The sequence below is a fragment of the Microbacterium pumilum genome (assembly GCF_039530225.1).
Classification (GTDB): Bacteria; Actinomycetota; Actinomycetes; order Actinomycetales; family Microbacteriaceae; genus Microbacterium; species Microbacterium pumilum.
Map to the genome: position 1 here is coordinate 4,197,849 of NZ_BAAAOH010000001.1, position 25,151 is coordinate 4,222,999.

The 25,151-nt window shown below is 66.3% G+C and carries 30 protein-coding genes and 1 tRNA gene; 19 read left to right on the forward strand and 12 right to left on the reverse strand.

The genetic code is table 11. From position 1 onward, the window contains the following. Positions 1–32: 32 nt before the first annotated feature. Entirely contained in the window at positions 33–1,622 is a 1,590-nt protein-coding gene (locus ABD188_RS18875; protein ID WP_344066036.1) for a phytoene desaturase family protein, read from the forward strand. A 33-nt stretch (positions 1,623–1,655) separates the two neighbouring features. Here ABD188_RS18875 and ABD188_RS18880 read toward each other — a convergent pair whose 3' ends face one another. Together ABD188_RS18880 and ABD188_RS18885 are read right to left on the reverse strand one after the other, a co-directional pair. After that, positions 1,656–2,597 carry a hypothetical protein gene (locus tag ABD188_RS18880; protein WP_344066038.1) on the reverse strand — a complete coding sequence of 314 codons (942 nt, stop codon included), beginning with the start codon at positions 2,595–2,597 and terminating at the stop codon, positions 1,656–1,658. Between the two features lie 63 nt (positions 2,598–2,660). Next, positions 2,661–3,218 (reverse strand): YbaK/EbsC family protein, encoded by a 558-nt coding sequence (locus ABD188_RS18885; protein WP_344066041.1) that lies wholly within the window; start codon positions 3,216–3,218, stop codon positions 2,661–2,663. A gap of 711 nt (positions 3,219–3,929) precedes the next feature. Here ABD188_RS18885 and ABD188_RS18890 point away from each other — a divergent pair. The 17 genes from ABD188_RS18890 to ABD188_RS18970 all read left to right on the forward strand — a co-directional run bounded on the left by ABD188_RS18890 (position 3,930) and on the right by ABD188_RS18970 (position 14,648). Next, positions 3,930–4,148, forward strand: coding sequence for a hypothetical protein (locus tag ABD188_RS18890; RefSeq protein WP_344066044.1), 219 nt, complete (start codon positions 3,930–3,932; stop codon positions 4,146–4,148). A 2-nt stretch (positions 4,149–4,150) separates the two neighbouring features. Next, complete coding sequence (locus ABD188_RS18895; RefSeq protein ID WP_344066046.1) at positions 4,151–4,768, forward strand: hypothetical protein; 618 nt, start codon at positions 4,151–4,153, stop codon at positions 4,766–4,768. Positions 4,769–4,782: 14 nt separating this feature from the next. Beyond that, on the forward strand, positions 4,783–5,352 hold the full coding sequence (locus ABD188_RS18900; RefSeq protein WP_344066048.1) for a hypothetical protein: 570 nt from the start codon (positions 4,783–4,785) through the stop codon (positions 5,350–5,352). A 79-nt stretch (positions 5,353–5,431) separates the two neighbouring features. After that, a complete protein-coding gene (locus tag ABD188_RS18905) occupies positions 5,432–5,920 on the forward strand; it encodes a hypothetical protein (protein ID WP_344066051.1) in 489 nt (162 codons plus the stop codon). A gap of 359 nt (positions 5,921–6,279) precedes the next feature. Beyond that, the gene (locus ABD188_RS18910) at positions 6,280–6,489 is read left to right on the forward strand and encodes a hypothetical protein (RefSeq protein ID WP_344066054.1); all 210 of its coding nucleotides are present in this window, start codon (positions 6,280–6,282) and stop codon (positions 6,487–6,489) included. Positions 6,490–6,558: 69 nt separating this feature from the next. Continuing rightward, complete coding sequence (locus ABD188_RS18915; protein WP_344066056.1) at positions 6,559–8,493, forward strand: AAA family ATPase; 1,935 nt, start codon at positions 6,559–6,561, stop codon at positions 8,491–8,493. After that, positions 8,490–8,867: a hypothetical protein gene (locus tag ABD188_RS18920; RefSeq protein ID WP_344066058.1), complete on the forward strand. Its 378-nt coding sequence runs from the start codon at positions 8,490–8,492 to the stop codon at positions 8,865–8,867. Before ABD188_RS18915 ends, ABD188_RS18920 begins: the two co-directional genes overlap by 4 nt. Before the next feature lie 346 nt (positions 8,868–9,213). Beyond that, on the forward strand, positions 9,214–9,867 hold the full coding sequence (locus ABD188_RS18925; protein ID WP_344066059.1) for a hypothetical protein: 654 nt from the start codon (positions 9,214–9,216) through the stop codon (positions 9,865–9,867). A 225-nt stretch (positions 9,868–10,092) separates the two neighbouring features. Beyond that, the gene (locus ABD188_RS18930) at positions 10,093–10,566 is read left to right on the forward strand and encodes a hypothetical protein (protein ID WP_344066061.1); all 474 of its coding nucleotides are present in this window, start codon (positions 10,093–10,095) and stop codon (positions 10,564–10,566) included. Positions 10,567–10,568: 2 nt separating this feature from the next. After that, positions 10,569–11,018, forward strand: a complete 450-nt coding sequence (locus ABD188_RS18935) for a DUF4314 domain-containing protein (protein WP_344066063.1) — start codon at positions 10,569–10,571, stop codon at positions 11,016–11,018. Further along, the gene (locus ABD188_RS18940; RefSeq protein ID WP_344066065.1) at positions 11,015–11,203 is read left to right on the forward strand and encodes a hypothetical protein; all 189 of its coding nucleotides are present in this window, start codon (positions 11,015–11,017) and stop codon (positions 11,201–11,203) included. Before ABD188_RS18935 ends, ABD188_RS18940 begins: the two co-directional genes overlap by 4 nt. Beyond that, complete coding sequence (locus ABD188_RS18945; RefSeq protein WP_344066067.1) at positions 11,200–11,526, forward strand: hypothetical protein; 327 nt, start codon at positions 11,200–11,202, stop codon at positions 11,524–11,526. The genes ABD188_RS18940 and ABD188_RS18945 overlap by 4 nt, the downstream gene beginning before the upstream one ends. Then, entirely contained in the window at positions 11,523–12,194 is a 672-nt protein-coding gene (locus ABD188_RS18950) for a recombinase family protein (RefSeq protein ID WP_344066069.1), read from the forward strand. The genes ABD188_RS18945 and ABD188_RS18950 overlap by 4 nt, the downstream gene beginning before the upstream one ends. 18 nt (positions 12,195–12,212) lie before the next feature. After that, a complete protein-coding gene (locus tag ABD188_RS18955) occupies positions 12,213–12,473 on the forward strand; it encodes a hypothetical protein (protein ID WP_344066072.1) in 261 nt (86 codons plus the stop codon). Positions 12,474–12,476: 3 nt separating this feature from the next. Beyond that, a complete protein-coding gene (locus ABD188_RS18960; RefSeq protein WP_344066075.1) occupies positions 12,477–12,728 on the forward strand; it encodes a hypothetical protein in 252 nt (83 codons plus the stop codon). 27 nt (positions 12,729–12,755) lie between these two features. Continuing rightward, positions 12,756–13,952 (forward strand): tyrosine-type recombinase/integrase, encoded by a 1,197-nt coding sequence (locus tag ABD188_RS18965; protein ID WP_344066078.1) that lies wholly within the window; start codon positions 12,756–12,758, stop codon positions 13,950–13,952. Positions 13,953–14,030: 78 nt separating this feature from the next. After that, positions 14,031–14,648, forward strand: a complete 618-nt coding sequence (locus ABD188_RS18970) for a hypothetical protein (RefSeq protein ID WP_344066080.1) — start codon at positions 14,031–14,033, stop codon at positions 14,646–14,648. 230 nt (positions 14,649–14,878) lie between these two features. On the opposite strand, the gene ABD188_RS18975 is transcribed toward ABD188_RS18970, so the two are convergent. From ABD188_RS18975 to ABD188_RS19005, 7 genes are all read right to left on the reverse strand, one after another. Further along, positions 14,879–15,400, reverse strand: coding sequence for a hypothetical protein (locus ABD188_RS18975; RefSeq protein WP_344066083.1), 522 nt, complete (start codon positions 15,398–15,400; stop codon positions 14,879–14,881). 19 nt (positions 15,401–15,419) lie between these two features. After that, positions 15,420–16,337 carry a DNA-methyltransferase gene (locus tag ABD188_RS18980; protein WP_344066087.1) on the reverse strand — a complete coding sequence of 306 codons (918 nt, stop codon included), beginning with the start codon at positions 16,335–16,337 and terminating at the stop codon, positions 15,420–15,422. A gap of 138 nt (positions 16,338–16,475) precedes the next feature. Continuing rightward, positions 16,476–16,557, reverse strand: a tRNA-Tyr gene (locus ABD188_RS18985). A gap of 87 nt (positions 16,558–16,644) precedes the next feature. Next, positions 16,645–17,562, reverse strand: a complete 918-nt coding sequence (locus ABD188_RS18990; protein ID WP_344066090.1) for a PfkB family carbohydrate kinase — start codon at positions 17,560–17,562, stop codon at positions 16,645–16,647. After that, positions 17,559–18,059, reverse strand: coding sequence for an FBP domain-containing protein (locus tag ABD188_RS18995; RefSeq protein WP_344066093.1), 501 nt, complete (start codon positions 18,057–18,059; stop codon positions 17,559–17,561). Before ABD188_RS18995 ends, ABD188_RS18990 begins: the two co-directional genes overlap by 4 nt. 118 nt (positions 18,060–18,177) lie before the next feature. Further along, positions 18,178–18,969, reverse strand: coding sequence for a hypothetical protein (locus ABD188_RS19000; RefSeq protein WP_344066095.1), 792 nt, complete (start codon positions 18,967–18,969; stop codon positions 18,178–18,180). After that, positions 18,966–20,957 carry a glycoside hydrolase family 13 protein gene (locus ABD188_RS19005; RefSeq protein ID WP_344066098.1) on the reverse strand — a complete coding sequence of 664 codons (1,992 nt, stop codon included), beginning with the start codon at positions 20,955–20,957 and terminating at the stop codon, positions 18,966–18,968. Before ABD188_RS19005 ends, ABD188_RS19000 begins: the two co-directional genes overlap by 4 nt. A gap of 141 nt (positions 20,958–21,098) precedes the next feature. On the opposite strand from ABD188_RS19005, the gene ABD188_RS19010 reads away from it, so the two are divergent. After that, positions 21,099–21,587, forward strand: a complete 489-nt coding sequence (locus ABD188_RS19010; protein ID WP_194413071.1) for a YajQ family cyclic di-GMP-binding protein — start codon at positions 21,099–21,101, stop codon at positions 21,585–21,587. Positions 21,588–21,606: 19 nt separating this feature from the next. On the opposite strand, the gene ABD188_RS19015 is transcribed toward ABD188_RS19010, so the two are convergent. Genes ABD188_RS19015 through ABD188_RS19025 form a run of 3 tightly spaced genes read right to left on the reverse strand, consistent with a single transcriptional unit; the run spans position 21,607 to position 25,134 of the window. Then, the gene (locus tag ABD188_RS19015) at positions 21,607–22,647 is read right to left on the reverse strand and encodes an alpha/beta hydrolase (protein ID WP_344066104.1); all 1,041 of its coding nucleotides are present in this window, start codon (positions 22,645–22,647) and stop codon (positions 21,607–21,609) included. Positions 22,648–22,675: 28 nt separating this feature from the next. Further along, positions 22,676–24,055: an FAD-dependent oxidoreductase gene (locus ABD188_RS19020; RefSeq protein ID WP_344066106.1), complete on the reverse strand. Its 1,380-nt coding sequence runs from the start codon at positions 24,053–24,055 to the stop codon at positions 22,676–22,678. Between the two features lie 23 nt (positions 24,056–24,078). Continuing rightward, positions 24,079–25,134, reverse strand: coding sequence for a polyprenyl synthetase family protein (locus tag ABD188_RS19025; protein WP_344066108.1), 1,056 nt, complete (start codon positions 25,132–25,134; stop codon positions 24,079–24,081). Between the last annotated feature and the right edge of the window lie 17 nt (positions 25,135–25,151).

A 25,151-nucleotide genomic window follows, 5' to 3' on the forward strand; every position in this document is an offset into this window, starting at 1 on the left:
GTATCGTCGCGCGCTCGGGTTAGCGTTGGAGGATGGCCGCCGAAGCCCTCGCCCACACCCACGACGTCGTGATCGTCGGGGGCGGACACAACGCCCTCGTCGCCGCCGCCTACCTCGCACGCACCGACTTCAGAGTCGTCGTGCTCGAGCGCCTCGACCACCTCGGTGGCGCCGCTGTGTCGGAACAACCATGGGCAGGCGTCGACGCCCGGCTCTCGCGATACTCCTACCTCGTGAGCCTGCTCCCCCAGCGCATCGTCGACGACCTCGGCCTGCACATCGAGCTGCGCCGGCGCCGATACTCCTCCTACACGCCTGATCCGGGCGACCCTGGGCGCGGCATCCTGATCGACACTGCGGATGCGGCGGCCACCGCGCAGTCGTTCCTCCGGACCACCGGCGACGCGACCGAGGCGGCACGATACGCGCGGCTCGCCGATCGGCTGGGGGTCGCTGCGCGGGCGCTCTTTCCGACGGTGATCGAACCGCTCGTCCGCCGAGCCACGGTCCGCGAGCGTGTCGAAGACGACGAACTGTGGGCCGACCTGGTCGAGCAGCCGCTCGGGAGGATGCTGCGCTCGTCGCTCGAGACCGACATCGCCCGAGGCATCGCACTCACCGACGGTCTGATCGGCACCTTCTCGTCGTCGGACGATGAGAGCCTTCGTCAGAACCGCTGCTTCCTGTACCACGTGATCGGCGGCGGAACCGGCGACTGGGACGTGCCGGTGGGCGGGATGGGCCGCGTGAGTGGAGAACTCGAACGAGCTGCGCGCGCTGCCGGCGCCGACCTGCGCACGAACTCCGAAGTGGCGGCCATCAGCCCCGATGGGGAGGTGTCGCTCTGGGTCGACCGCGAGACGCTGCGCGGACGCCTGGTGCTGAGCGCGGTGGGCCCTGCGATTCTCGCCCGGCTGCTCGCGGCGGGCGGCGGGGGCGCCACCACCGGCTCGCCACCGGAGGGCGCGCAGGTGAAGGTCAACATGCTTCTGCGGCGACTCCCCCGGCTGCGCGACGATCGCGTCGCGCCCGACGCCGCCTTCGCCGGAACATTCCACATCAACGAGACGCTCTCGCAGCTGAACGCCGCGTTCGCGACGGCGTCGGCCGGCGGCATCCCGAGCCCGCTTCCGGCCGAGATCTACTGCCATTCGCTGACCGATCCGTCGATCCTCGGACCGGAGCTGCGCGCCTCGGGCGCGCATACGCTCACGCTGTTCGGCCTGCAGGTGCCGCATCGGCTTGTGACCGGGATGGATCAGGATGCCGCTCGCTCAGCGATGCAGGATGCTGCGCTTCGGACGATCGACTCGGTGCTTGCGGAGCCCATCGCCGATTGCGTGTACCTGGGTCCGGACGGCTCCCCGTGCATCGAGACCCGCACGACCGCCGACCTCGAGGACTCGCTCGGGATGATCGGTGGCGACATCTTCCACGGCGACCTCTCGTGGCCATGGGCAGACGACGACGAACCGCTCGACTCCCCCGCTGCGCGATGGGGCGTCGAGACCGAGCACGCGCAGGTGCTGATGTGCGGCGCGGGCGCGCGTCGCGGCGGCGCCGTCAGCGGACTCGGCGGGCACAACGCCGCGATGGCGGCGATCGAGCTTCTTCGCGGCTGACCCGCGAGCCAGGCGGCAGCGGGCGGTCTCGGATCAGGGGCGCGGCGGCAGCGGCGGGACCGGCGGAAGCGGAGGCGGCGGGGGGTAGCCCTCATACCCCGTGGGCGACGGCTCGGCGCTGCCCGTGGGCCCGATCGGCACTGCCGGGCGCTGCTCGGGAACACCGACGACATGGGCGCCCGGTGTCGGGTAGCCCGTGTAGTACGCGTTCCAGTCGGGCGAGCCGTCGGGCAGGATCGGCAGCGGCGTCACGCCGTCGATGTACGTCGGCCAGGGCAGCAGCTCCGGCTGACCCTGCGGCGGCGGGTACACCGTATGAGCCGGGGTCGGCCGCCCGTTCCTCGGCGCGAACAGCACGTTGACGAGCGGAATCAGCGCGGTGCCGACAGCCGCGAGGATCGCGACCGCGACGACGATCCGCCAGTACAGATCGTGGAAGTCGACGTACTCGCCGAGGACCAGCGGCACGATCAGCAGCGCCGCGAGCCCGACCACGAGGGCGATGGTCACCACCGCGACCGTCTGCGTGAACGCGGTGACGTACCGCTGGAAGGCGCGCACGTACGGCCGGAGGTGCAGAAGCGCGAGCTGCAGGATCAAGACGACGAGGAGGAACTGCACGAATCTCGTGAATCCACCCCACGAGTAGCGTTCCGGCATCCAGATGAAGACCGCCCCGATGAGCAGGGCGGCGACCCACGAGCCCATGCTCGCGAGCGCGAACCACGCCGGCCGACGCGGCGCGAGGTGAGCGTCGAGGATCGCGACTCCGGCGAATCCGACGAGCAGCAGGATGGTCAGAAACGCCCGACCGACGATCCCGTTCTGCGACCCGGCGAGCACCCACACGACGCACACGATCGCCGCGGCGATCAGCGCGCCGATCGCCACCCAGATCGCGGCCCGGAGCAGCGGTGAGCTGGAGGCATCGGTTCCCGTGTGCGACGTCGCTGCACGGGGGTCGGGCATGGTCATGGCGATCCTCTCTCTGCCGGCGCGCGGCCGCACGCCCATCCTGGCATGCGAGGAGCGGATGCCTCAGCCCGGAGTGCGGCCGAGATCCTCGACGAGTTCGGCTCCGACGAGTGCGAGCAGCGCACGGCCGGGCAGGAAGAGCTTGCTGCCTCGGATGCCGCCGCCGATCACGACCTCCGGCGCCGCCGCGACCGCGCCATCCACGAGTATCGGCCAGCCCTGAGGCAGTCCGATCGGCGTGATTCCGCCGTACTCCATCCCGGTGAGAGCGACGGCCTCATCCATCGGCGCGAATGACGCCGAGCGCACATCCAGCCGTCTCCTCACCGCGCCGTTCACATCGGCTCGGGTGGTCGCGAGCACCATGCACGCGGCGAATCGGATGCCGCCACCGCGCTTGCCCTTCACCACGACGCAGTTCGCCGAGGCGTCGAGCGACACCCCATACCGCTCGCAGAATGCGGCGGTGTCGGCGAGCTCCGGGTCGATCTCGGCGACGCCGACAGTCTCGGCGACCTCGGGATCGAGTGCGCCGAGCGCATCAGAGACCGCTTCTGCGAGCAGTTCCGGATGCTGCGCCGCAGGCACGACCGTCAGGGAGCCGTTCGCCGTCCACCGCATCCGCCCAGGGTAATGGGCGACCCCGGGTAATCGAGCGAGCGAAGCGAGACGAAACGGCCCGGGTTAACGACTGAAGCGCCCCCCGGGGGGGCGCTTCAAACGTTTTGTGGCGAGTGAGGGATTCGAACCCCCGAAGTCTAAGACGGCTGATTTACAGCTGTCCGGGACAGCCCTTCCCCGCTGAACCGAGCCAAACCGATCTGATCGCTCTTGGCCCGACTTGCCCCTCAAGATTCCGGCGGAATCTCGCACTGGGAGAGGTCAGTTCGGTTCAGTTCGGTTCGCCGTTCGGAGGCGCGGTCGGTGGGGTTCTCGTGGGGTTTCGCCCAGACCGCGTGCTGGGCGCTCGCACACGAGAACGGCGCGGTTGGGGCAACTCCCCTCCCGCGCCGTCCTGTTGGCCAGGTGGCCACGAGGGCCACAGCGGCGTGCCAATCTACTGGGCACGCTCGCCGCACTGCTCTAGTAGCTCGGGTCTGGCATGGCACCGTAGGCGATGCCGCCGTACGCGCTCGGTGTGCGTATCGAGGTGCCATAGTCGCTCTCTTTCGTCCTGGTCGTCGAGCGACTCAATTCCGCTCGGCACCCTTGTCGCGGGCGACGACCTTGCAACGTTTGCACTTCTGACCAGGAGATTGTTTTGGCGCTCGACCAAATCACCCACATCAAACGCGGGAGACTTAAGAGACCGAATACCGACAGGAGACCCCGATGGCTCGACCAAACATCCTCGGCGACAACAACGTCGTAGTGAAGACGCGAGTACCCGCAGCAGTGGCCGAGGCAATCGACCTGATCGTGTCCATGACGGGCGCTACCCCGGCTTCGGTGCTTCGAGACCTGATTACCGCGGGTCTCCAGCCGTACGCACTGGTCTCGTCGGAAATCGCTGCCGCACTGCCCACCACCACCTACAAGAAGGAGAACTGACCATGCCCATCAAGCGCCGACTGACCGTAGAGGAGATCGCCTCGCGCAAGAGCCGATTTCCCGGCCTGCGAAACCCGGTGAGCACCCTCACCGAGCACACGTTCCTGACCGATGAGGAGAACGCTGCACTCCGCGATTCGCTCGACCACAACGAGACCACACAGGAATTCCTTGCACGGGTCACCGGCGACACGACGACCGCGGAGGATCGGGACACCCTGACCGCCGAGTTCGATCGGTCCCGCAACATGCGGATCGCCGCTGCACAGCGTCGCGACAGCGAGGCCAATGTTCGTGCTCGCGCCGAGTCACAGCCGGTCCGTCAGCGCCAGCCTGTGTCACCGTCGAACCCGTTCGGGGCATACCTGGACGAACGCCACGACAACCTCCCTGAGTACCCGGCGCGAGGCACCGCGCAGCTCACGCAGCTCCAGGAGGCCGCTCAGGACTACCGCAGCGCCGTGTCCGTCCTGGAGGAAGCGCTCGACAGCATGACCGACGACTTTGCCGAGGCCTTCGCCAAGGAGGACGCCCGTCGCGCCGTGCGGGACCGCATGACCAACACCGCCAACGAACGCATCCTGCGAGAAGCGTCACAGCGCCGCAATCGGATCGGCTGAGAGGAGCCACCATCATGAGCACTGCAATCAAGCGCGTCAGCACCACCAACATCCCAGGCGAGGAGCCGCTCGACCGCGAAGGCCACGACTACAAGCCGTTGCCCCCACGCGTCACGGACGGTCACTACTTCGACGCCCGCGTGCCCGCCGACATCATCGACCGAGTCCGCCGCGACGCCCGCAACAGCGTGTACCCGAACAGCACCGTCGAAGCGGACACGATCCGCAAGACCGACGAGGCTGTCTTCGAGAAGGTGCGCATCCTGGAGGACTACCAGATCGGACAGGCGCAGTCGATGCTCGAACGCAATAAGGGGCGAGTCGGCGCGGCGCTGAGCTACGTCGACCAGATCGACGCTTTGCGTGAACGGCTCCGAGCAGGCGAGGACACCAAGGTCATCGCCAAGGAGTTCAACGCTCTCGAAGGTCGGATTCGCAACCGCGAGATTTCCTTGCTCCAGGGCATGGCGGGCGAGGCCGAGACCGTCGAAGCCGCGCTCGCAGACCCGGTCGGCAACGCGCAACACATCCTCCACCTCATGCCACTCGACTTCGGCCGCACCGCAGGACTTGTCCGCAACTGAAACAGTGACGGGCTTGCAGCACAGCACGTCTGCAAGCCCCGTCACCCGGAGGTACAGCCCGAAAGGAAGGTCACATCACATGTCCCTGATCGCTACTCTACCGGAACGATCGTTCTACCCGCTGGTCACTCCGCTTGACCCTTATTTCAACGTGGTTTGGGATGTGGAACCCGAGCCCGAGTTCAGCATCACATCGCGTACGCCGATGGTGCTCTTGCCAGCAGTCGCGCTCGCCACGCTCCGCTACGCCGTGGGAGCGCCATGCGACATGCACATCGCGTCCGCGGGCATGGTCAGCGAGGCGTCCGTCAGGCTGAGTGTGCTCTGGCTCAAGGGCTCGACGCTGTCGGCCTGGGAGATCGCGCTCATGTTCCAGATGCTCTGGTTCAACGGCACCGGGGACCGGCGCGACCGCCGCACCCCACTTAAGGGTCTCGACCTCATCCGGGCCACGGACGAGCTTGAGTGTGGCGGGTTGCAGTGGCACTGCGACATGCCCACCAAGGACGACCCGTACACCTTCGAGCGAACCCGCCTGAAGGACGCACTTTCAAGGTTCGAACGTTGACATTCGACTTCCCGCGGGCAGGCAACAGCATCGCCCAATTGAGCCGACTCGAAAACGGGTAAACTCAACTAGACCGAGCTGAACGGCTCGATCACCAGCAGTATCAGCAAGATCCGCTGTTCCAAAGGCACCCGCGATGGGTTGACCCGAGGTTCGCGGCAAGCGAGTTCCAGGTGGAAAGCCGCCACTCCCGGCGACGGGGATTGGCGAGAACGTGTCGATCTCTCGAAGATCAGGCAGACACCCAGGTCCGTAAAGCCGAGCAGCAGAACCATCCATCGACAAATCATGTCGAGGGGTTCTGTACTCGGCTTTCGTCGTTTCTGGACCCTCTCGGCATTCCCGAAGGGATTCCGCAAATGGCTACCACTGACCCCACTCCCACCGTCTATCGCATCAGCACTGCACCAGAGCACCCGCTCGCGAAGAAATACGGCATCACTGAGCGCATGGTGCGCCGTGCCGTACAGACCGACCGGCTCAAGTACGCACGGCCCAACGGCTTGCACGTGCTGATTCTCGCCGAGGACATCGAGGCCTGGATTCTCGACAGTCGCAACGACGCCTGACCCAGCCCGCGAGCGTCCACCAAGGCAAGCGCGCTCATGCACATCACACGACTTCACGAAGGAAGCTCCATGAGCACCGAAGTACCGCCACAGCTACAGATGTGGCTCGACAGGCTGGATGCGGACTCGATCCAGCACACAGGCCATCAGCAATACAAGGCGCGCTGTCCCGCCCATGACGACGACCATGCGTCGCTGTCAGTCGGATGGGGTGACAAGGGCAAGGTCGTGGCGACCTGTCATGCCAACTGCACCTACTCCGAGATCGTCACGAAGCTCGGACTCACCAAGCGCGACCTCGAACCGCAGCGGAAGGTCGTGGCGAGATACGACTACAAGGACGAGGACGGCGTCCTGCAATACCAGGTCACCCGTTGGGAGCCGAAGTCATTCAGCCAGCGCCGTCCGGACCCGGCACATAGGGGTCAGTGGATCAACAACATGGATAGCATCGAGCCGCTTCCGTTCCACCTGCCCGAGCTTGCCGAGATGGTCGAGCACGGTACCGAGGACGACTGGCTGTGGATCGTCGAGGGCGAGAAAGATGTGCTCGCCCTCGAAACCGCATATGGTGCCATCGCCACTTGCAATCATCAGGGCGCCGGTAGCTGGACCGATCCGCACGCCGAGCATCTGATCGGCTTCAAGGGTTCCATCGCCATCGTCATCGACAATGACGACAAGGCGACCAAGCCGGGACAGAAGCACGCTCTGGAGGTCTACGAGTCGGTTCGCCGGGTAGCCGGCATCGAGGCTGAGCTGGTCTACCCCGTCGAGGGCAAAGACGCGGCTGATGTCGTCGGCAAGTACGACGAGGAGAGCGGCTTCGTCGCAGTCACGCCCGACATGCTCCGCGCCGAGATCCAAGACGCGTCATCGAAGAACCCCGAAGCCGACGAAGTGTACGCCGCCATCGTGGCGCTGTTCATGGCCGAGGAGGACGCCCGCACAACACTGATCGCGGAAGTGCACTCGGACGGTGACATCCTCGCGATGACGCCGCCACGGTACGCCATCGAGGGCTGGCTGCCGGTCGGCTTCTTCTCGGACTTCTTCGGCGAGCCGGGGTCCAAGAAGACGTTCGTGATCAACGACCAGCTCCGGCACATACGCGCGGGCAAGGCATGGCACGGTCATGACGTCACCCGTGGCGCCACGTTGCTGTTTGAGGGCGAGGGTCTGGAGCAACTGCAGGACCGCATCATCGCCTGGGACGAGTACCACGGCAACCCCGAGATGGCTCCCGGTGGCCACGTCTCAACGCCCATCGACATGACAACGCCTGAAGGCGTGGCGCGAGTCGTGCGGACTGTCCGCGACTTCGAGCGGGCACATGGCGGCGAGCGTGTCGTCGCCGTCGCATTCGACCCTGTCGTGGAGTACATGAACGGCGAGGAGAACGGCGAGGGGATGGAGCTGGTGACGCGCGGCTTCCGCGCCCTGGCTCGCTACCTCGACATCGCTGTCGTCCTGGGCGCTCACACCAACGCGTCAGGCGAGCGTGCGCGTGGCGGTGACCAGCTGAGAATGCGAGCCGGTGCCCACGTCCGTGTCGAGACCTTGAAGGACGACCGCGTCGGGCTGGTACAGGAGAAGCAGAAGAACGGCGAACGTCGCGCGCTGCAACTGTTGCCGGTGTCGTGCGGTCCGTCGCTCGTTCTCGAGAAGCTCGCCGCGATGTCGGCCAGCGAGTACTACGCCGACAAGTCGAACACCGACTTCCAGGATCGTGCGGCCAGCAAGCTTCAGTTCTCGAAGACCTCATCGGTCGTCAAGCATTCCGCCGCCGATCAGATGCTCATCGACTACGTCCGCGATCATCCCGGCATCGGCAAGGGCAAGCTCGCGGACGCCACTTCGGGTCAGGGCGTCGGTAAGCCCACGCTCGAAACCCGGATCGACGCTCTGCTCGCTGACGGCACGTTCCGCGTCGAGCGCGAGGGCACCGCGCGCAACTCGCCGTCGCATTACTTCCTGGTCGAGACCACAGAGGAGGTCGAGTGATGGGCCATCCAATCGAGGGCGGGGACGCCTATGAGAACGCAATCCTGCGCCCCGAGCGCGGCCTGGAGGTCGCTCCTCGACTGACTGCCGGTTACGCCGCGCTGGTCGAATTGCTGGCTGATGGTGAAGAGCGGTCGCGCGCTGAGTGCTACGCCGCCATCGAGGAATCCGGCGAGCGCGGTCTTGCAACTGCGACGGCGGCATCGCTGATCGAGAAGGCGATCTACTACGGCCAGCTCGTCGGGCGGTTCGGCTACGAGGCGCGTGTGGGCGCGTCGGGTCGAGCGCGGAACTTCCGAGTTTATCTCGCATATCGCCTCACTCCTGAGGGGTTGCGCACCGCGAATCAGCGTGAATCGGGCGGTGACCCGTGACCCGTGACCCGTGACCCCGGGATGGCGGGTCACTGTGACCCGGTGTAGTGACCCGCGATACCCGTTTACGGGGTCGCACGGGTCACACACGGGACATGACCCAAGGGGACGACCGACAGCAAGTGATTGATCAACAACTGATGGAGAAGGAGTGGAAGTCATGAAGAACAACAACGAGGTCGAAGCTTTCGCCGATCGCCCGCTTTGCAACGCACCGACGAAGCATGGAGGTCCGTGTCGATCGCGTGCGTTGCGGAACTCAAGCCGATGCCGCTCACACGGCGGTGCCACACCCGCAGCCATTGACGCCGCGCGAGTGAGGGCGTTGCGCCAGGCCGACCCGCTGATGGCGAAGTTGCATGCCATCGCATTCAACGATGAGATGCCGCCACAGGTGCAGCTTGAGGCGATCAAGCACGCGCTCAAGGTCACGGGTGCATTCGAGGCGAAGCAGTCCGTCGAGATCGACATGATCGGCAAGCCGCGCGAGAAGACCTTCGAGGACTTCGCGATGGAAGCCCTGGTCGATGTTCTGCAACCGGGCGACGACGGCTATGAGGAGGATCTTCTCGAGAAGCTGCAGTGGCACCGTCAGGCACTCACCGAAGACTCGAACGTCATCGACGCCGAAGTGATCGAGGACGTCATCGTGTCGCGCGCGAAGCTCAGCCCCGACGAGCCGCCAATCCAGAACCGCCACGACCGCGCGCTGACCGCTGAGGTTGCACAGTCGCAGCGCACCCGGCGTCCGGGTGCCGGCCAGCCCAAGCGACCGCCCACCGCTGACTATGCAGATCTGGACGCCCCGACGAGCGATCGGCCGGTCGGTTCGTTCCGGAGCGATGACGTCGAGGCGATGAACGACCAGACCGATCACGAAGAGGCCGAGGTCGAGCGGGTGAAGGAAGCCGAGCGCCAGCGCAACCTCAAGCGGATCGTCAAAACCCCTCGCAACGGCACCGCGACGATGAGCACGCCTACGAGGAGGCGGCAGCGCTGACCCGGAGCCACACGAGGATGGCCGCTCCCACAAGAAGCCCGCTCCCGAGGGGTAGCGGTGGGGTACGGCCATCCCGTTGGCCCCTAGGCCAAGCTCGCACCGGAGCAGAATGCACCATGACTCGCCGTCGTACTGAGCAGTTTGCCTACTGGGGACCTAGTAGGCGATAGTAGCTCTCGTCAACAACCGAACAAATGTTCGACTGACACGACCGAAGGAACGGCAATGACCACTTCCAAGAAGACCCAGCCCACTGCTCCCCTGGCCCACCGCGTGCCCGCCGAGGTCAGCGACCTCATCGCCACCTACGCGGCATGGATCGAGGAGCAGACCGGCTACAAGGCCGACCCGATGAGCGTGTACCTGGGTAGCCAGCTCCGCAGCACGTTCCAGAAGGGCGAGTCCAACCAGGCTCGACTGGCTCAGGCCGCGAAGGACCGTGCAGCGAAGGCGGCTGCAAAGGCAAAGGCTCGCGCCGAGCGTGAAGCGGCAGCGGCTTCTAGGGCTGCACAGAAAGCGGCTGAGGAGAAGGCCAAGGCACAGGACGCCGCCGACAAGGTAGCCCCGGTCAAGGTAAGCCCCAAGGCGCAGGCCAAGATCAACGCCGTGATGCCCAAGCCCGCGAGCAAGCCCGCTCGCCGTCGCCCGGCCAACGCGGCTGTGGCACCCGTCGCCACCGAGACCGTCGAGGCGGTCTGAGTATGGCGAACCCGACACAGCGTCAGGTACGCGAGTACCTGATGGCTGACAACGGCTGGGCGGGCGAGGAAGTCGATGCCTTCCTCGCCCGCCACGGCGGTCTGCTCGATGGCGTCGGCGTCACCCGCGCCACGACCGAAGAGTGGACTCTCCTCGCGATGTCGCACAACGAGGAGCAGAGCCCGGAGGAGGTCGGCGTGGATGGCGTCACCCTCCCCGGCGCTCGCATCTGCCTCATCGCCACGACAGACGAGTACACACGGCTCGAACCTGGCGCGATGGGCACGGTCGAGCTGATCGATGACGCGGGCACCGTGCACGTGCATTGGGACACCGGCGAGACCTTGGGCCTCATCCCCGGCGAGGACACCTGGGCACCGCTCCACCCGCGATGGGACGCCCAGCATATGGAGCAGGTTCACCCCGCATCCGACGCCGAGGAGAACCGATGAGCGACACACGCCCAGATGCACGCCGTCTGACTCGCACCACTTCCGCTCGTCGTGAGCGCGGACACTTGCGCGATCACCTGGTCGATCTCATGGACGCCAACGCTCCCATCAGCGAGACACAGCCCATCCGCGAGCGCATCCAGCAGCTCAACACGCAGATCGAACGAGAGGACGGCCACCGATGAACGCCTCGTTCGACGGCTACTGGGCCATGTACGACGCCACCCTCGCGCGCATCCGTAACGAGAAGCCCGACACGTTCGCGGCCCTCAAGGTGATCCTCGACGAGTTTGAGCCGCCGTCGTCCGGAGACGCGTTCTTCCCAGGCGGGGCGGACGACGACCTCGCCGACGCTCTGCATGATGCCGGATGGGAGATCCACCTCAACGAAGGCACGTACGTATACATGGCACGTCACCCGGTCAGCCGCGCGAAGCTCCACCACATCGAGGGCGACCTGTACGACCGAACCCGGATCCACCCCACGAGCCAGGAGAAGAGCGCATGACCACGATGATCGGCTACCTGCGAGTGTCCACCGAGGAGCAGGCCACGTCTGGCCTTGGGCTGGAGGCTCAGCGCGACACAATCACCCGCTACGCCACGGCGCACGGCTGGGATGTGGTCTGGTACGTGGACGAGGGGCTGTCGGCCAAGTCGCTCGACCGTCCGCAGCTCCAGGCCGCGCTCACCCGCCTGCACCCCAAGAAGCGCGATGTGGCCGGTCTGCTCGTCGCGAAGCTCGACCGCCTCAGCCGGTCGGTGCACGACTTCTCCGGTCTGCTCAAGCTCGCGAACGCCCGGAAGTGGTCTGTCGTGGCCATCGACCTGGGCGTGGACACCAGCACGCCCACCGGGAAGCTGGTCGCGAACGTGATGATGTCCGTCGCTGAGTGGGAGCGCGAGATCATCGGCGAGCGCACGTCCGCCGCGATGCAAGCCGCGCGTCGCCAGGGCAAGACGTTCGGCTTCCCGTCCGCACTCGACCCCGCCACGGGAGCACGCCTTGTTGAGCTCAGGGCCTCGCTGACCCTGGCCGGCACTGCCGACGCCCTCAACGCCGAGGGGCTGACCACCGCGACAGGCGGGCAGTGGAACGCCAACACCGTCGCGAAGGTGCACAAGCGCCTGACCATCGACCCCACCAAGGAAATCGAAGCGGCACAAGCCGCCTAACCAGCAAGGAGCAACACCATGGCAAGTTACACACCTGGAGCCGTCGTCACCGTGGGAGACCTGGAAGTCGGTGACACCGTCTTCCTCCGCGAGCGCCGTTCGCAGACGGGAGGTCTGCCGCAGTCCATCCAGTCTGCCGTCGTCACGGCGGTGACCCCGCTTGCAGACGGGCGTGTGCGCGTGTACGTGCGCAACACCGGCTCTGGCGCATCCGTCCCTGCACGACTGCTGGGCGACCTGCCCGTGACGCGTACCTTCCGCGCGGCTGTCGCGGGCTGACCGATGTCCACCGCGCACGAACTCACACCCCGCACCCGAGCCGTGCGCGCGGCCGACGTGCGACCCGGACACATCGTCATGGAGAGCCACGAGCATCCTGCCGTTGTCGTTCGGGTCGAACGTCCGCACAACGGCACGCGGATCCGGCTCTACTGCCGGTTCGTGTGGCAGGCGTCCACAGAGCCCACCTGGGCCATGCCCGAAGACCACACCCTGCGCGCCGACGACATCGTGCAAGTCGCCCGCAACCGCTAATTCGCAATCCCCACCAAGGAGCACCCCATGGCAAGCGTCAGAGAAGTCCAACGAGCAGACGGCATCGCGTACGAGGCGCGTTGGCGCGACAACGGCAAGTATCGACAGCGCACGTTCACCGTCAAGCGCGAGGCTGAGCGGTTCGCGTACCGAATCGAGAACGAGCTTGCAGACGGGCAGAGCACCGACGCACTGGTGAAGAACGCCAAGCGGTTCCGCGAGGTCGCAGACGCGATGCTCGATGCGAGCAAGAAGCTCAAGCCGAAGACCCGGCGCGGGCTGGAGGACGCGCTCAAGCTGCACATCCACCCGACGTTCGGCGACCGGCGCATCAACACGATCACGTCGCTGGACGTGGAGGCGTGGCTGGCCGATCTCGAGGTCAAGGTGTCCGCCAAGACCAAGGAGCCGCTGTCAGCGAGCACCCGGCGCGGCATCGTCATCGCGCTGTCCAAGGTGTTCCGCTACGCGCTCAAGCACCGGCTGATCAACGCGAACCCCTGCGCCGTCATCGACAAGCCCACCGCGCGCCGCGAGGAGCCTATCTTCCTGACGCCTGCCGAGGTCGCCGCGATCATGCAGCACGTCGGCGAGCGCGAACCGGTCTACGCGCTGGTCGTGCGCTTCGCCGCGTACAGCGGAGTGCGCCCCGGCGAGCTGGAGGCGCTACGTATTCGAGATATCAACTTCATGCACCGCCACGTCGAGGTCCGTCGCCAGGCGCAGTTCGCACCCGGCGAGGGCTGGAGCTACATCACCCCGAAGTCACAGGCGGGTCGCCGGGATGTGCCGTTGTCCGCGAGCCTCCTGCTGGCGCTCCGCGAGCACATCGCCGCCCACCCTTACCGGGCTGACCCCGACGCGCTCCTGTGGCCAGGGAGGCGCAAGGGTGGCCACGGCGACCACCGCGCGCCGCTGAGCTACGACGCGCCGTTCCGCCACGAGAGCGTCTATCGCTCGTACGTCCAGCCTGCGATGATCGCCGCTGGCATCGAGCCGGTCGTCTGGTACGCCTTCCGCCACTACTTCGCGAGCGCTTGCGCCGCAGCCGGTTACAGCATCCACGACGTGGCGAAGTGGATGGGCCACAGCAACATCCAACTCACGTACTCGACCTACATGCACCTTTTCGTAGGGACGCACGACATGGACCGCCTCGACGCGCTAAGTGCCACCCCGCCCGTACAAGCGATCCCTCTGCGCGGTGTCGGAGGTATGTGGTAACGCACACACGTGGCACACCACAACCCCTCTATTTGACACACTTTAGGTGCACAGCAAACGTGGAGGTTGACACCAATTGTGGAAATCGCTCCGACACGCTGGAGTTTGGGTGTGGGTGCATGTACACTCCAAGACATGGACCAGGATCCGCTCCGCACGACACTCGACACCCTCCGCCACGAGCGACATGGCGCTGAGCTGCGCGCGTCCGAGTTGCAGGACGAGCTGACAGACGTCGCACAGCGGCTGACACATCTCCGAGGAGCCATCGAGAACATCGAGGCATTGCTTGGAGAGCCCAGTGAGGATGACGCCGCCGTACTCAGAGACGACAACGAGGAAGTTTTTCATGCGGAGGCACAAGACCTCGACTTCATCTACACGCCCGACCAGCCGCCCCGCCTTGTCAACGACCCGTTTGAGCCGCCGCCCATCCGCAAGCGCGTTCCTTCGACAGATTGGGTAGCTGAGGTCGTCAACGCAATCGGTCGTCCGGCAGACCGCGACACGATTTACCAGAAGTTCGAAGAGTTGAAGGGCATCCCTGATTCGTGGAATGCGAACCCTCGCAACTCGTTCAACAACGCGCTCGGTCGCGCGGTCGAACGGCATCTGATCGGCAAGTTCGGCGATCTTTTCGGTCCGAGGGGCTACAACCTCTCGGAGACATCCAGTTCGGCTAGCGAGGAGTCGTGATGACCGTGTAGGGAGTGGCCGAGGTCTACAAATCGCCGGACGCGGTGATCTCGGCCTACCGGCTCAACAGGAATTCCAGTTCCTGTGAGTCGCAGCCTCGGAGGAGGTACAGGCCTGCGCTGGCCTGAGGGTTGGTGAGAACCTCCCGGAAGTCTACGGTCTGACGAGACCGTGGACAAGCGCCGAGAGGGGTCGCCCAGCCGGGTGGCTCCTCTCGCTTGGGTTGAGCGTCAGAACCGACCGTCGCCGGCGTCCGTCAGCAGTTGCGCGACTGTCGAGAGACGGTCGCCGTACGGCGCCATCCAGGGGTAAGGATCGTCCGCCTGGAATCCTAACCACGCGGTGTCACTTCCACTGGCACCTGTGTGCTGTCCCATGTGTCCGATCACATATTCCAGCAGCAGGTCCTTCGGGAGCAACCAGGCATTGACCTCGAATGGACTGATGCCGAGGCACAGGCAGTGGTCGTAGTCCTGATCGCGTATCTGCTGAAACTTGAAGCCGCCCGACCGCCACAGCGTGGACATCTTGACTTCGATACGGTGACCGTTGATTATCCGATCCGCGTTGCTCGACGGCGAGCGGCGAACATCGAGACCTCTCGCGATCGCCCATTCCTGCACAAGCAACTCGCCGATCGCTCCCTTAGTACGCGACGGCACCCTCAGGATCCACTCGAATGGACTGCCCAACCATGGATCGTCATCGGCCGCGACGTAATTAAGAGCGAGTGATGCCGCGCTGGCGGCCATCACTGCGAAGTCAGGATCTTCAGCTGGGTCTAGGTGCACTCTCCGGATTGTGCACGATTGTGACCTGCGAGTCCAATGCGCCGTCGTCCAGTCGTCGCTGCATGACGGCGATCGCCTCTGGGTTGCTGTCGACCAAGACGAATCGTCGCCCGAGCTGCCGTGCCGCAGCGCCGGTTGTGCCGCTGCCGGCGAAGAAGTCGAGAATCCAGTCCCCTTCGCTACTGCTGGCCTGAATCATTCGTCGAATGATCCCGACCGGCTTTTGGGTTGCGTAACCCGTCCGCTCCTTGCTTGCGGGCGGCACAATCGTGTGCCACCACACGTCTGTGGGGAGCTTGCCGAGGGCAACCTTCTCTGGAGTCACGAGGCCTGGAGCCATGTACGGTTCCCGATCGACATCCTGACCGTTCCAGACGTAGTTTTCAGGGTCCTTGACGTACACGAGCACGTTGTCGTGCTTCGTCGGCCACTTCGTCTTTGATCGCGCGCCGTAGTCGTAGGCCCAGATGATTTCGTTTAGGAAGCTCTCGCGTCCGAACATCGCGTCGAGGACTACCTTCGCGTAGTGGACCTCGCGGTAGTCAAGGTGCAGGTACAGGGTGCCATCCGGGGTCAGCAGACGCCACGCCTCGAGTAGTCGCGGTTCCAGAAACGCCCAGTAGTCCGTGAATGCGTCGTCGTAGGAATGGAGGGTTCCCTTGACTGTGTCGTATGTCTGACCTTTGAAACCCACCCGCGAACCGGTGGCCGATCGGCTGGTCTTCAGCGACTGCAGGCGCTGGGTCCGACCGGTATTGAAAGGCGGGTCTATGTAGATCACTCGAAAGCTCTCGTCGGGGAGCGTCCGAATGAAGTCGAGATTGTCGGCCTCGACTATGAGGTCGTCCCCCTCGGGAGTCCATGCTGTCTGAGAAGTTACGTTTTCACTCAAGGTCACGCGACAACGCTACCTCGGGTAACGGACTTCACCCGATCACCGGGTGGGGTTTCCGTGGGGATCGGCGGAACACTTTCGACATCGAAGAATGGCCCGGACTCCGCGACTCTTGCGGAATTCCGGGCCATTTCGGGTTTGTGGCGAGTGAGGGATTCGAACCCCCGAAGTCTAAGACGGCTGATTTACAGTCAGATCCCTTTGGCCGCTTGGGTAACTCGCCAAATGCGCCCCCGTCCAGCTTTTCCAGTCGACCGGAGGCGCGATCAACAATCGTACCCTGTGTCGCGCAGTGCTCGGAACCGAGGGGCTAAGTGCCGATGCTGTCGAGATCCAGAGATCGCAGAGCCGAAGGCGTCCGCAGCAGGGCGCCCTCGAAACGGCAGGTCGCGGCCGCGACATCCATCGCGGAACGCAGCACCGCCCCCCATGCTTCATCGGTCGACGGCGTGCCCTGCACAAGCGCCGCGATTGTGGCTGCGAGCGCGGCGTCACCCGCACCCATCGTGTCGATGATCCGGCCGGGGAAGGACGACACCGGGCTCGTCACGACGATCTCACCTGCCTCGAGCGTCGCGCCTGCGGAACCCTGTGTGGCGAGCACAGCGGGCACGCCGAGCCCGACCAGGCGGTCGCGCAACGCGTCGAGCGGATCGTCGTAGAGCATGATCGCGTCGTCTTCGCCGACCTTGACGAGAGCCGCGCCGGCTGCCAGCTTCTCGAATCCGGCCACGAACGCGTCCCGATCCGAAAGCATCCCCGATCGTGGATTGGGGTCGATCGCGTACGGCGCGTTCGAGGCGGCGAGGGCATCCGCGAACTCCTGCGTCTGCGCCTCGTCGTCGAAGGGGAAGCAGCTGACCACGACCATGTCGGCATCCGTGATCGCCGCCAGTTCAGCGTCGCCGAACTGGATGCGGCGACCCTTCGCCGCATCGTTGAAGACGTACACCGGCTCACCCGAGCCGCTGCGCGTGCTGACGGCTCGCGAGCTGCCGAGCGCAGACGGGGTCGCGATGAGCTCGACGCCGAAGTCTTCGAGATATGAGCGGATGTGGGAACCCGCAGCGTCGTCGCCGACCATTGCGATGAGCGTCGCCGGGATGCCGAGCCGTGTCAGCCCGACCGCGACGTTCAGCGCCGCTCCGCCGACGAATTCCCGCACTCCGCTGTCGTCCCGCAGCTCGTCGATGAGCGCATCGCCGACGACCACCACACCTGCCGTCATATCCGGCTCCCCGCTGTCACAAGCACTGACTCGACGAACGACTCGGTGCGTCGTCGCGTGCCGTCGATCTTACGGTCGACGCTGGCACGCACCTCGTTCGGCGCGAGCGGGGCGGCGAGGCGGACTGTCTCGTGGCACGAGAGATCGCTGCAGATGTAGGTGCCGATGCTGTCGCCGTGGGCGCCCGCCGCACCCGATTTTCGGGCAGTGAAGAGCGACACCTGATCGGCGGGCTGCATCGTGTGGCACAGATTGCACAGCGCCGAGCGGGCGCTGGAGGTGCCCTCGGCGGCGCGCAGCACGACCCCCGTGGCTCGGCCGTCGACCTCGACGATGACGTAGCCCCGGCCCCGCGTGCGCGGATCGCGCCACGCGAGGAAGTCGAGGTGATCCCAATCCACGAGCACGAAGTCGCTCGGCAGAGCCAGTATTCGAAGCTCGTCGTCCGCGGCATTCACGAACGACGCACGGACGTCGCCTTCGGTCAACGGGCGCATGCAGCCTCCTCGCCGTTTCCCGACAGTCTACGAAGCTCACGACGACTCGGCACGGTCACATCGTGAGTCCGCGCAACACGATGACATCGACAGGTCGGATGCCGGCATCCGACGCCCTTCAATCGACCCACCCGAGGCGCGCGGCGACGGCATCCGCAGCACTCGCGGGGAAGCCGTTCCAGCCGGGCTCGAGGATCTCGCGCGCGAGGTTGAAAAGGATCCGCGCGGTGTCTTCGACCGGCGACTCGAGCGCTGCGGCGATGCGCGCCGCCCACTCGGGGAAATCCTGCTCGAAGCGGCGGAGGGGATCGATCGTGTCGCGGAGCGTGGTGGACCGATCGGCGAACCGGCCGCGGATCGCGCATACGAGGCACTGCACCGCCCACGAGCGGATGAACTGACCGCCGTTCAGCACCTCGCCGCGCCGTGCGCGACCCACGCCGATGAGCAGCTTCACGAACACCAGCCGGATGTCGTTCGCCGGATCGAACCGGTCGGCCGCGGCCGCACGCGCCCGAGCCTGCGCGATGAGCGTCGCCGTGGTTGCCGCGTCGTCGTCGACGACGACAGTCGCGTCTCCAGCGCGCGAGCCGTCGAGCTCGCCTGCGTCCGAGAACGCGAACTCGAAGACGTGACCGTCGTCGTACACCGCGACGAAGCCGATGTCTCCCTCGCGTGCCGTGAGCACGAGCCGCTCCTGTTCGGGGAGCCACGACAGATCCGGCCGAAGCTCGGCTCCCCGTCCGGCCTCGACGAGGACGAAGAAGTCGTGATCCGACCACTCATCGCGACGCGATGCACCCTCGTCGGAGGCCGACCCGAGCAGTACGAGGCCGATGAGCCCGTCGCCGGCGCGAACCCCGTCGGCGAGACCGCGGCTCAGCGCAGCGAAACGTTCCGGCTCGGTCATGCGGCATCCTCACTCGCGTCGGCCGAGACGACCTCGGCGGGTGTCGGCGTCTCGCCGTCCACGACGTCGCGCGACGGCTCCCCATGAGCGGAGGCGCCGTCGCCGGCGGGCGCCGAGACTCCGGGCAGCATCCACGCGGCGAAGACCGGCCCCTCGGCCGACAGCAGCACCGCCCCGTCATCCGCCACGGCGAACGTCGCGTCGCCGTGCAGCGCCTGAGCCTCCGCGGCCCCGGGCATGGCACCCGACGGGAGCTCGATGTCGAGGTCACCGCGTGCGGCCAGCACCAGCACCGACTCTCCGGCCGACTCACGCACGAAGACCAGACCGGAGTCGTCGACGTGAAGCCACCGCAGTCCTCCCGTGCCGAGCACCGGATGAGCGCGGCGAAGGGTGACGAACACGCGGTACAGGGCAAGACGCTCGGCGACCTCCGGCCGGTCCATGTCGTCCCACGGCATCGGGGTTCGGCTGAGCTCACCGTCCAGACCGACCAGGCCGAACTCGTCTCCGGCGTACACGACGGGGAGCCCCGGCAGCGTCATCGAGAGCCCGACGGCAACGGGTATCGTGCCCGGCGCGGCATGGGTCGCGAACCGGGCGGTGTCGTGGGTGTCGAGCGGCTGCATGTTGCCCAGACGCACCCGCCACGGGATGCCGGCCGTGAAGCGGATGACGGAGTCGACGAAGTCGCGCGCAGTGTACCGGGGGATGCCGCCGATCGGCTGGCCGAAGAACCACGCGTCGGTCTGCTCCACACCATCGACGTGGGACCGCGCTTCGTGGGCGTCTTGGCTCAGCCATCCCCAGAGCGGCCGCGTGAAGCTCGGATACGTCATCGCACCATGCCAGCCATCGCCCTGAAGGTCGCTCACCGCGTCGTTCGTGACCTCGCCGAGCAGGATCGTGTCGCTGTTGATCCGCGCCATGGTCGCGCGCAGCAGCTGCCGCACTTCCGCATTGACGTCGACCGCCCCCATCCGACCGGTCATATTCGCGACGTCGATCCGCCACCCGTCGGTCGAGAACGGCGGCCTCAGCCATCGCGCGACGATGGATTCCTCGCCTTCGACGAACCGGCGGCGGAGCTCCGGCGAGGTCCAGTCGAACTTCGGCAGGCTCGAGAATCCGAGCCACGACACGTACTCGGTGTTGGCGTCATCCGTGAAGTGATAGAGCTTCTCCTCCGGCGCGCCCGGGTGGCCATACGCGGCGCGGAACCACTCGTGCGTGTCGCCCGAGTGGTTGCTCGTGAGATCACCGATAACACGGATGCCGCGGGCATGCGCCGCGTCGATCAGCCGGATGTACGCCTCGTCGCCACCGAGCAGCGGATCGACATGGTCGAAGGTCGCGGCGTCGTAGCGATGATTCGACCTGGCGGGGAACACCGGCGTCAGGTACAGGATGTCGACACCCAGCCAGACGAGGTGGTCCAGCTTCTCGATGATCCCGTCAAGATCTCCGCCGTAGAACTGCTGCGAACGCGCGGGCGACGCCCCCTCGACCGGGTCGCCCCACTTCGCGGGCACCGCCCAGTCCGGGGTCGGACGTTCGTCAGCGAGCACGGAGCGCGCGAACCGGTCGGGGAACACCTGGTACATCACGCCGCCGAACAGCCACGCCGGGGGCGCCGGAGTCGCGACGAGGGCGAAGTCGTCGGCATCCAACGTCTCGATCGTGTGCAGTCCGGTCTGGTTCAGCCACTCCACGCGCCCGTCGGCGTGACGCAGCATCCACCGATAGCCGTGCCGGGGGTTTCGGACCGTGACCTCGGCCTCCCACCAGTCCCAGCCGTCCGCAGCACCGACGGGCGTGGCATCCGCCCATTCGGGTTCGTGGTCGGGGTTGGAGCGAACGCAGACGGCCGTGAGCGGGCCGTAGCCGCCGGGCACCCGCAGCCGCACGCGCACGATGTCGCCGAGCGCCGGCTCGAGCGACGATACGTGCAGCGGCGAGCCGTCGTGGTGCGGAGCAAGGGTCTGCATGCAGGGGTCCCGTTCGATCGTGTGGGTTGCCGAGATTGTGACACGGATGCCCGGGCCTGTCGTCCGGTGAGTGACTCGTCGCCCGGACGGCGCGGCTCGATGCCCGGGCTCGCCGATCGCCGCTCGGCTAGACTTCCGCGCATGGCTGATTCCTCATTCGACATCGTGAGCAAAGTCGACCACCAGGAGGCGGAGAACGCCCTGAACCAGGCCCGTAAAGAGATCGAGCAGCGCTACGACTTCAAGGGCACCGGAGCTTCCGTGGAGTGGAGCGGCGAGTCGGTGCTGATCAAGGCGAGCACCGAGGAGCGTGCGAAAGCCGTGCTCGACGTCTTCCAGTCCAAGCTGATCAAGCGCGGCATCTCGCTCAAGAGCCTCGAGTCGGGCGAGCCGTTCGCGAGCGGCAAGGAGTACCGCATCGTCTCGACGATCAAGGACGGCATCTCGTCCGAGAACGCGAAGAAGATCAGCAAGATCATCCGCGACGAGGGGCCCAAGGGCGTCAAGTCGCAGATTCAGGGCGACGAGCTGCGCGTGCAGTCCAAGAGCCGCGACGACCTGCAGGAGGTGCAGCGCCTGCTGAAGGCGGCCGACCTGGAGGTCGACCTGCAGTTCGTCAACTACCGCTAGGGCGTCCGCGGCGCCGTCGTCACCTGCCGAGTACGCCGAGGGGATGCCGCGTCCCGAGGAATCCCGTCACCCACCGGTCGAGCCGGGCATAGGCGAGGTCGCGCGCGTCGTGGCGTGACAGGAACACGTCGTGCAAGGCGCCGGTGATGCGCTCGACCGTGACCGACGGTCCGAGCTTGAGGGACGCACGCGCGATGTCGTCGACCACCAGCACGGAGTCCGCGTTCGTGAGGTCCTCCGACCATCGACTGGGTATCGCGGTCCGCGTCGAGAGGAGGACACACACCGGCACCGGGATCGAGAGGCCGGTCGCGACGCGGGCATGGCCCGTGAGGATCGCGTTCAGCCAGCCGGCGTGCACGGCCATGGTCTGGGACGGCCGCCATTCCGGATCGATGTCCATCGGGTCCTCCGGGTCGGCCACCTCCTCTTGTGCCCGCGTGTAGAACCCGAGGTCGACCTGCGGTGCGACCACCAGCGGTCGCATCCGCGCGCGGAGCTCCACGATGGGCGCCATTGCGGCTCGCGTCATTCCGCTCAGCTGGAACTCCAGCCACGGGCTGTTGAGGATCAGGGCCACCGCGACATCGGGATGACGGTGCGCCCAGAGGCTCAGCGTGAGTCCCCCGGTCGAATGCCCCATCAGCACGAGCCGGCGCTCCGATGCGGTGCCGTCGGCCGACCGGCCCATCGCCTCGAGCGCCGCAGCGATGTCTTCGTCGTACGTGACGAGATCGGTGACGTAACCAGGGGTCTGGCCGGGACGCAGGCTGCGCCCGTACTTGCGCAGGTCGAGAGCGTAGAACATCGCACCACGGTCGGCCCAGAATCGTGCGAGCCGCTTCTGGAAGAAGTAGTCCGACCAGCCGTGGATGTAGAGCACGTCGACGTCGGCCAGGGGGCGGTGATCGCCGATCAGCCGCGACAGCGGCCGCTCGTCCGGCAGGTGGCGCACGACGGTCGCCACCACGTCGCCCTCGTCGTCCTGACCGAGCGGCAGAGTCCGCTGTTCGAACCCGTCGCCGAGCACATCGGGCACCCACTCCGCCGTATCGGTCAAGGGGCGCCCTCCTGCCCGGTGGGAGGCCTCAGCTCGCGGCAACCCGCGATACGCGGATCATCTCGTCCCGCGGGACGACCTTGATGCGCGCACGCTCATGCGGAGCCCCGAGCGAGATCTCGTGCTCGTCCAGCCGGTGCCAACCCGAGAGGTCGGTCCATTCGACACCGCGCTCGGCGAGGAGGGCGGGAATCGCCTCTTCATCGGGACGCTCGGGCTGCCACCACGAGCCTTGGTCGTTGATGATGTGGCGCACTGTCTCCATCGCGTCGGACTTCGTGTGGCCGATGAGACCGACCGGTCCGCGCTTGATCCACCCGGTGGCGTACACGCCCGGCACGCGGTCGTTCGAGTCGCGCCGCAGCACCTGTCCTTCGTGATTCGGGATCACGCCGTGGCGTCTGTCGAACGGCACACCCGGCAGCGGCGAGCCGAAGTACCCGACCGCACGGTAGAGCGCTTGGATCTCGAGCTCGCGGATCTCGCCCGTGCCGACCACGCCGCCCTCGCCGTCCGGTCGTGTGCGCTCCCACCGGATGCCCGAGACCCGGCCCTCGTCGTCCGTCAGGATCTCGAGCGGCTTGGCGTAGAAGTGCAGGTGCAGGCGGCGGGACGCCTCTCCCCCGCCGTCATTGACCGACGGACGCTTGCGCCAGGACTGCAGCACCCGGTCGATCACCATGACCTGCTTGTTGCTGGCGATCGCGGCCTTGGAGGCGTCGTCGTAGTCGAAGTCCTCGTCGTAGACGACCATGTCCACATCGCGCAGCTCACCGAGTTCGCGCAGCTCGAGCGGCGTGAACTTCACCTGCGCGGGTCCGCGCCGGCCGAACACGTGCACGTCGGTGACAGCGCTCGCCGCGAGACCCGCGTGGACGTTGTCGGGGATCTCGGTGGGCAGCAGATCCTCGGCGTGCTTCGCGAGCATGCGCGCGACGTCGAGCGCGACGTTGCCGTTGCCGATGACGGCGACGGATGCGGCATCCAGCGGCCATTCGCGGGGCACGTCCGGGTGACCGTCGAACCAGCTCACGAAGTCGGCCGCGCCGTACGACGCCACGGCGTCGATGCCCGGCAGTGCCATCTCGGCGTCGCGCACCGCACCGGTCGCGAAGATGACCGCGTTGTAGTGATGCTTCAGGTCGTCGAGCGTGATGTCCTCACCGAAGCGCACGTTGCCGAACAGCCGGATGTCGCCGCGGTCGAGCACTTCGCGCAGCGCCGTGATGATGCCCTTGATGCGCGGGTGGTCGGGGGCGACGCCGTAGCGCACCAGTCCGTACGGCGCGGGGAGCTGCTCGAACAGGTCGATCGAGACGTCGAACTTGCGCTCCGCCTTCAGGATGATGTCAGCCGCGTAGATGCCGGCCGGGCCGGCGCCGACGATGGCAAGGCGGAGTCTGGTCATGGATCGAGTGTCTTTCGGTGTCGTCAGCTGGACCGGTCGGCCACAGCGTCGGCGAAGCGCGTGAGCGCTTCGCGGACAGGTCCTTGGGGCAGGGGGGTGAGTGCGGCCACGGCCTCTCGAGACCACGCGTGGGCGAGATCGAGGGTGGCTTGCGTTGCGTCATGGTCGCGCAGTTCGGCGAGCGGGATGTCGAGGATCGACGGCTCCGCACCGTCTTCGATGCGGGCGACTCCTTCGTCGATCCGCTCGTGGAGATCGACCGATGACGCATCCGTCCGCTGTCCGAGCAGGAGGTAGGGCATCGTCGGCACGCCTGCCCGCAGGTCGGTGCCCGGCACCTTGCCGGTCTCGTCGGGATCGGCCGACAGGTCGATCACGTCGTCGAGCAGCTGGAAGGCGACGCCCGCCTTCTCACCGAACTGGACGATGGGCGCCTCGTACTCCTCCGGGCCGTTGGAGAAGATGACACCGGCCTGCGCAGCGGCGGCGATGAGCGAGCCGGTCTTGTCGGAGAGCACCTGCAGGTAGAACGCGACGGGGTCGTCATCCTCCTCAGGACCGATGGTCTCGTGCATCTGGCCGAGCACCAGGCGTTCGAACGTATCTGCCTGCAGCCTGATGGCGCGGTCGCCGTGACGGCCCATGATCTGGCTCGCACGAGAGAACAGCAGATCGCCCGTGAGGATCGCGATGCTGTTGCCCCAGACAGCGTGTGCACTGGGCACTCCGCGACGCTTGTCTGCGGCATCCATCACGTCGTCGTGGTAGAGCGAGCCGAGGTGGGTCAGTTCGAGTGCGGTGGCTGCCTCGATGACGGCATCCGTCGCACCCTCGCCGAGCCGGCATGTCAAGAGAGCGAGCATCGGACGGATCCGTTTGCCACCGGCGTCGTAAAGGTAACGGCTGGTGGCGTCGGCGAGGGCATCGGTCACGCGCAGCTCGAGTTCGAGATTGCGATCGACGCGCTCGAGTCCAGCCTCGACATCTGCCAGCAGCCGACGCGAGGACCCACCCGCGAACACACGCTCAGTGAGGCTCAGTTTGCCCGCGAGCCGCGCGTCCGGCGCTGAGGGAGTCACGCCCTTAGCCTACCGGC

Coding starts and splice junctions, on each gene's coding strand:
- ABD188_RS18875 (WP_344066036.1), top strand. CDS start 33: ATGGCCGCCGAAGCCCTCGCCCACACCCACGACGTCGTGATCGTCGGG.
- ABD188_RS18880 (WP_344066038.1), bottom strand. CDS start 2,597: ATGACCATGCCCGACCCCCGTGCAGCGACGTCGCACACGGGAACCGAT.
- ABD188_RS18885 (WP_344066041.1), bottom strand. CDS start 3,218: ATGCGGTGGACGGCGAACGGCTCCCTGACGGTCGTGCCTGCGGCGCAG.
- ABD188_RS18890 (WP_344066044.1), top strand. CDS start 3,930: ATGGCTCGACCAAACATCCTCGGCGACAACAACGTCGTAGTGAAGACG.
- ABD188_RS18895 (WP_344066046.1), top strand. CDS start 4,151: ATGCCCATCAAGCGCCGACTGACCGTAGAGGAGATCGCCTCGCGCAAG.
- ABD188_RS18900 (WP_344066048.1), top strand. CDS start 4,783: ATGAGCACTGCAATCAAGCGCGTCAGCACCACCAACATCCCAGGCGAG.
- ABD188_RS18905 (WP_344066051.1), top strand. CDS start 5,432: ATGTCCCTGATCGCTACTCTACCGGAACGATCGTTCTACCCGCTGGTC.
- ABD188_RS18910 (WP_344066054.1), top strand. CDS start 6,280: ATGGCTACCACTGACCCCACTCCCACCGTCTATCGCATCAGCACTGCA.
- ABD188_RS18915 (WP_344066056.1), top strand. CDS start 6,559: ATGAGCACCGAAGTACCGCCACAGCTACAGATGTGGCTCGACAGGCTG.
- ABD188_RS18925 (WP_344066059.1), top strand. CDS start 9,214: ATGGCGAAGTTGCATGCCATCGCATTCAACGATGAGATGCCGCCACAG.
- ABD188_RS18930 (WP_344066061.1), top strand. CDS start 10,093: ATGACCACTTCCAAGAAGACCCAGCCCACTGCTCCCCTGGCCCACCGC.
- ABD188_RS18935 (WP_344066063.1), top strand. CDS start 10,569: ATGGCGAACCCGACACAGCGTCAGGTACGCGAGTACCTGATGGCTGAC.
- ABD188_RS18940 (WP_344066065.1), top strand. CDS start 11,015: ATGAGCGACACACGCCCAGATGCACGCCGTCTGACTCGCACCACTTCC.
- ABD188_RS18945 (WP_344066067.1), top strand. CDS start 11,200: ATGAACGCCTCGTTCGACGGCTACTGGGCCATGTACGACGCCACCCTC.
- ABD188_RS18950 (WP_344066069.1), top strand. CDS start 11,523: ATGACCACGATGATCGGCTACCTGCGAGTGTCCACCGAGGAGCAGGCC.
- ABD188_RS18955 (WP_344066072.1), top strand. CDS start 12,213: ATGGCAAGTTACACACCTGGAGCCGTCGTCACCGTGGGAGACCTGGAA.
- ABD188_RS18960 (WP_344066075.1), top strand. CDS start 12,477: ATGTCCACCGCGCACGAACTCACACCCCGCACCCGAGCCGTGCGCGCG.
- ABD188_RS18965 (WP_344066078.1), top strand. CDS start 12,756: ATGGCAAGCGTCAGAGAAGTCCAACGAGCAGACGGCATCGCGTACGAG.
- ABD188_RS18975 (WP_344066083.1), bottom strand. CDS start 15,400: ATGGCCGCCAGCGCGGCATCACTCGCTCTTAATTACGTCGCGGCCGAT.
- ABD188_RS18990 (WP_344066090.1), bottom strand. CDS start 17,562: ATGACGGCAGGTGTGGTGGTCGTCGGCGATGCGCTCATCGACGAGCTG.
- ABD188_RS18995 (WP_344066093.1), bottom strand. CDS start 18,059: ATGCGCCCGTTGACCGAAGGCGACGTCCGTGCGTCGTTCGTGAATGCC.
- ABD188_RS19000 (WP_344066095.1), bottom strand. CDS start 18,969: ATGACCGAGCCGGAACGTTTCGCTGCGCTGAGCCGCGGTCTCGCCGAC.
- ABD188_RS19005 (WP_344066098.1), bottom strand. CDS start 20,957: ATGCAGACCCTTGCTCCGCACCACGACGGCTCGCCGCTGCACGTATCG.
- ABD188_RS19010 (WP_194413071.1), top strand. CDS start 21,099: ATGGCTGATTCCTCATTCGACATCGTGAGCAAAGTCGACCACCAGGAG.
- ABD188_RS19020 (WP_344066106.1), bottom strand. CDS start 24,055: ATGACCAGACTCCGCCTTGCCATCGTCGGCGCCGGCCCGGCCGGCATC.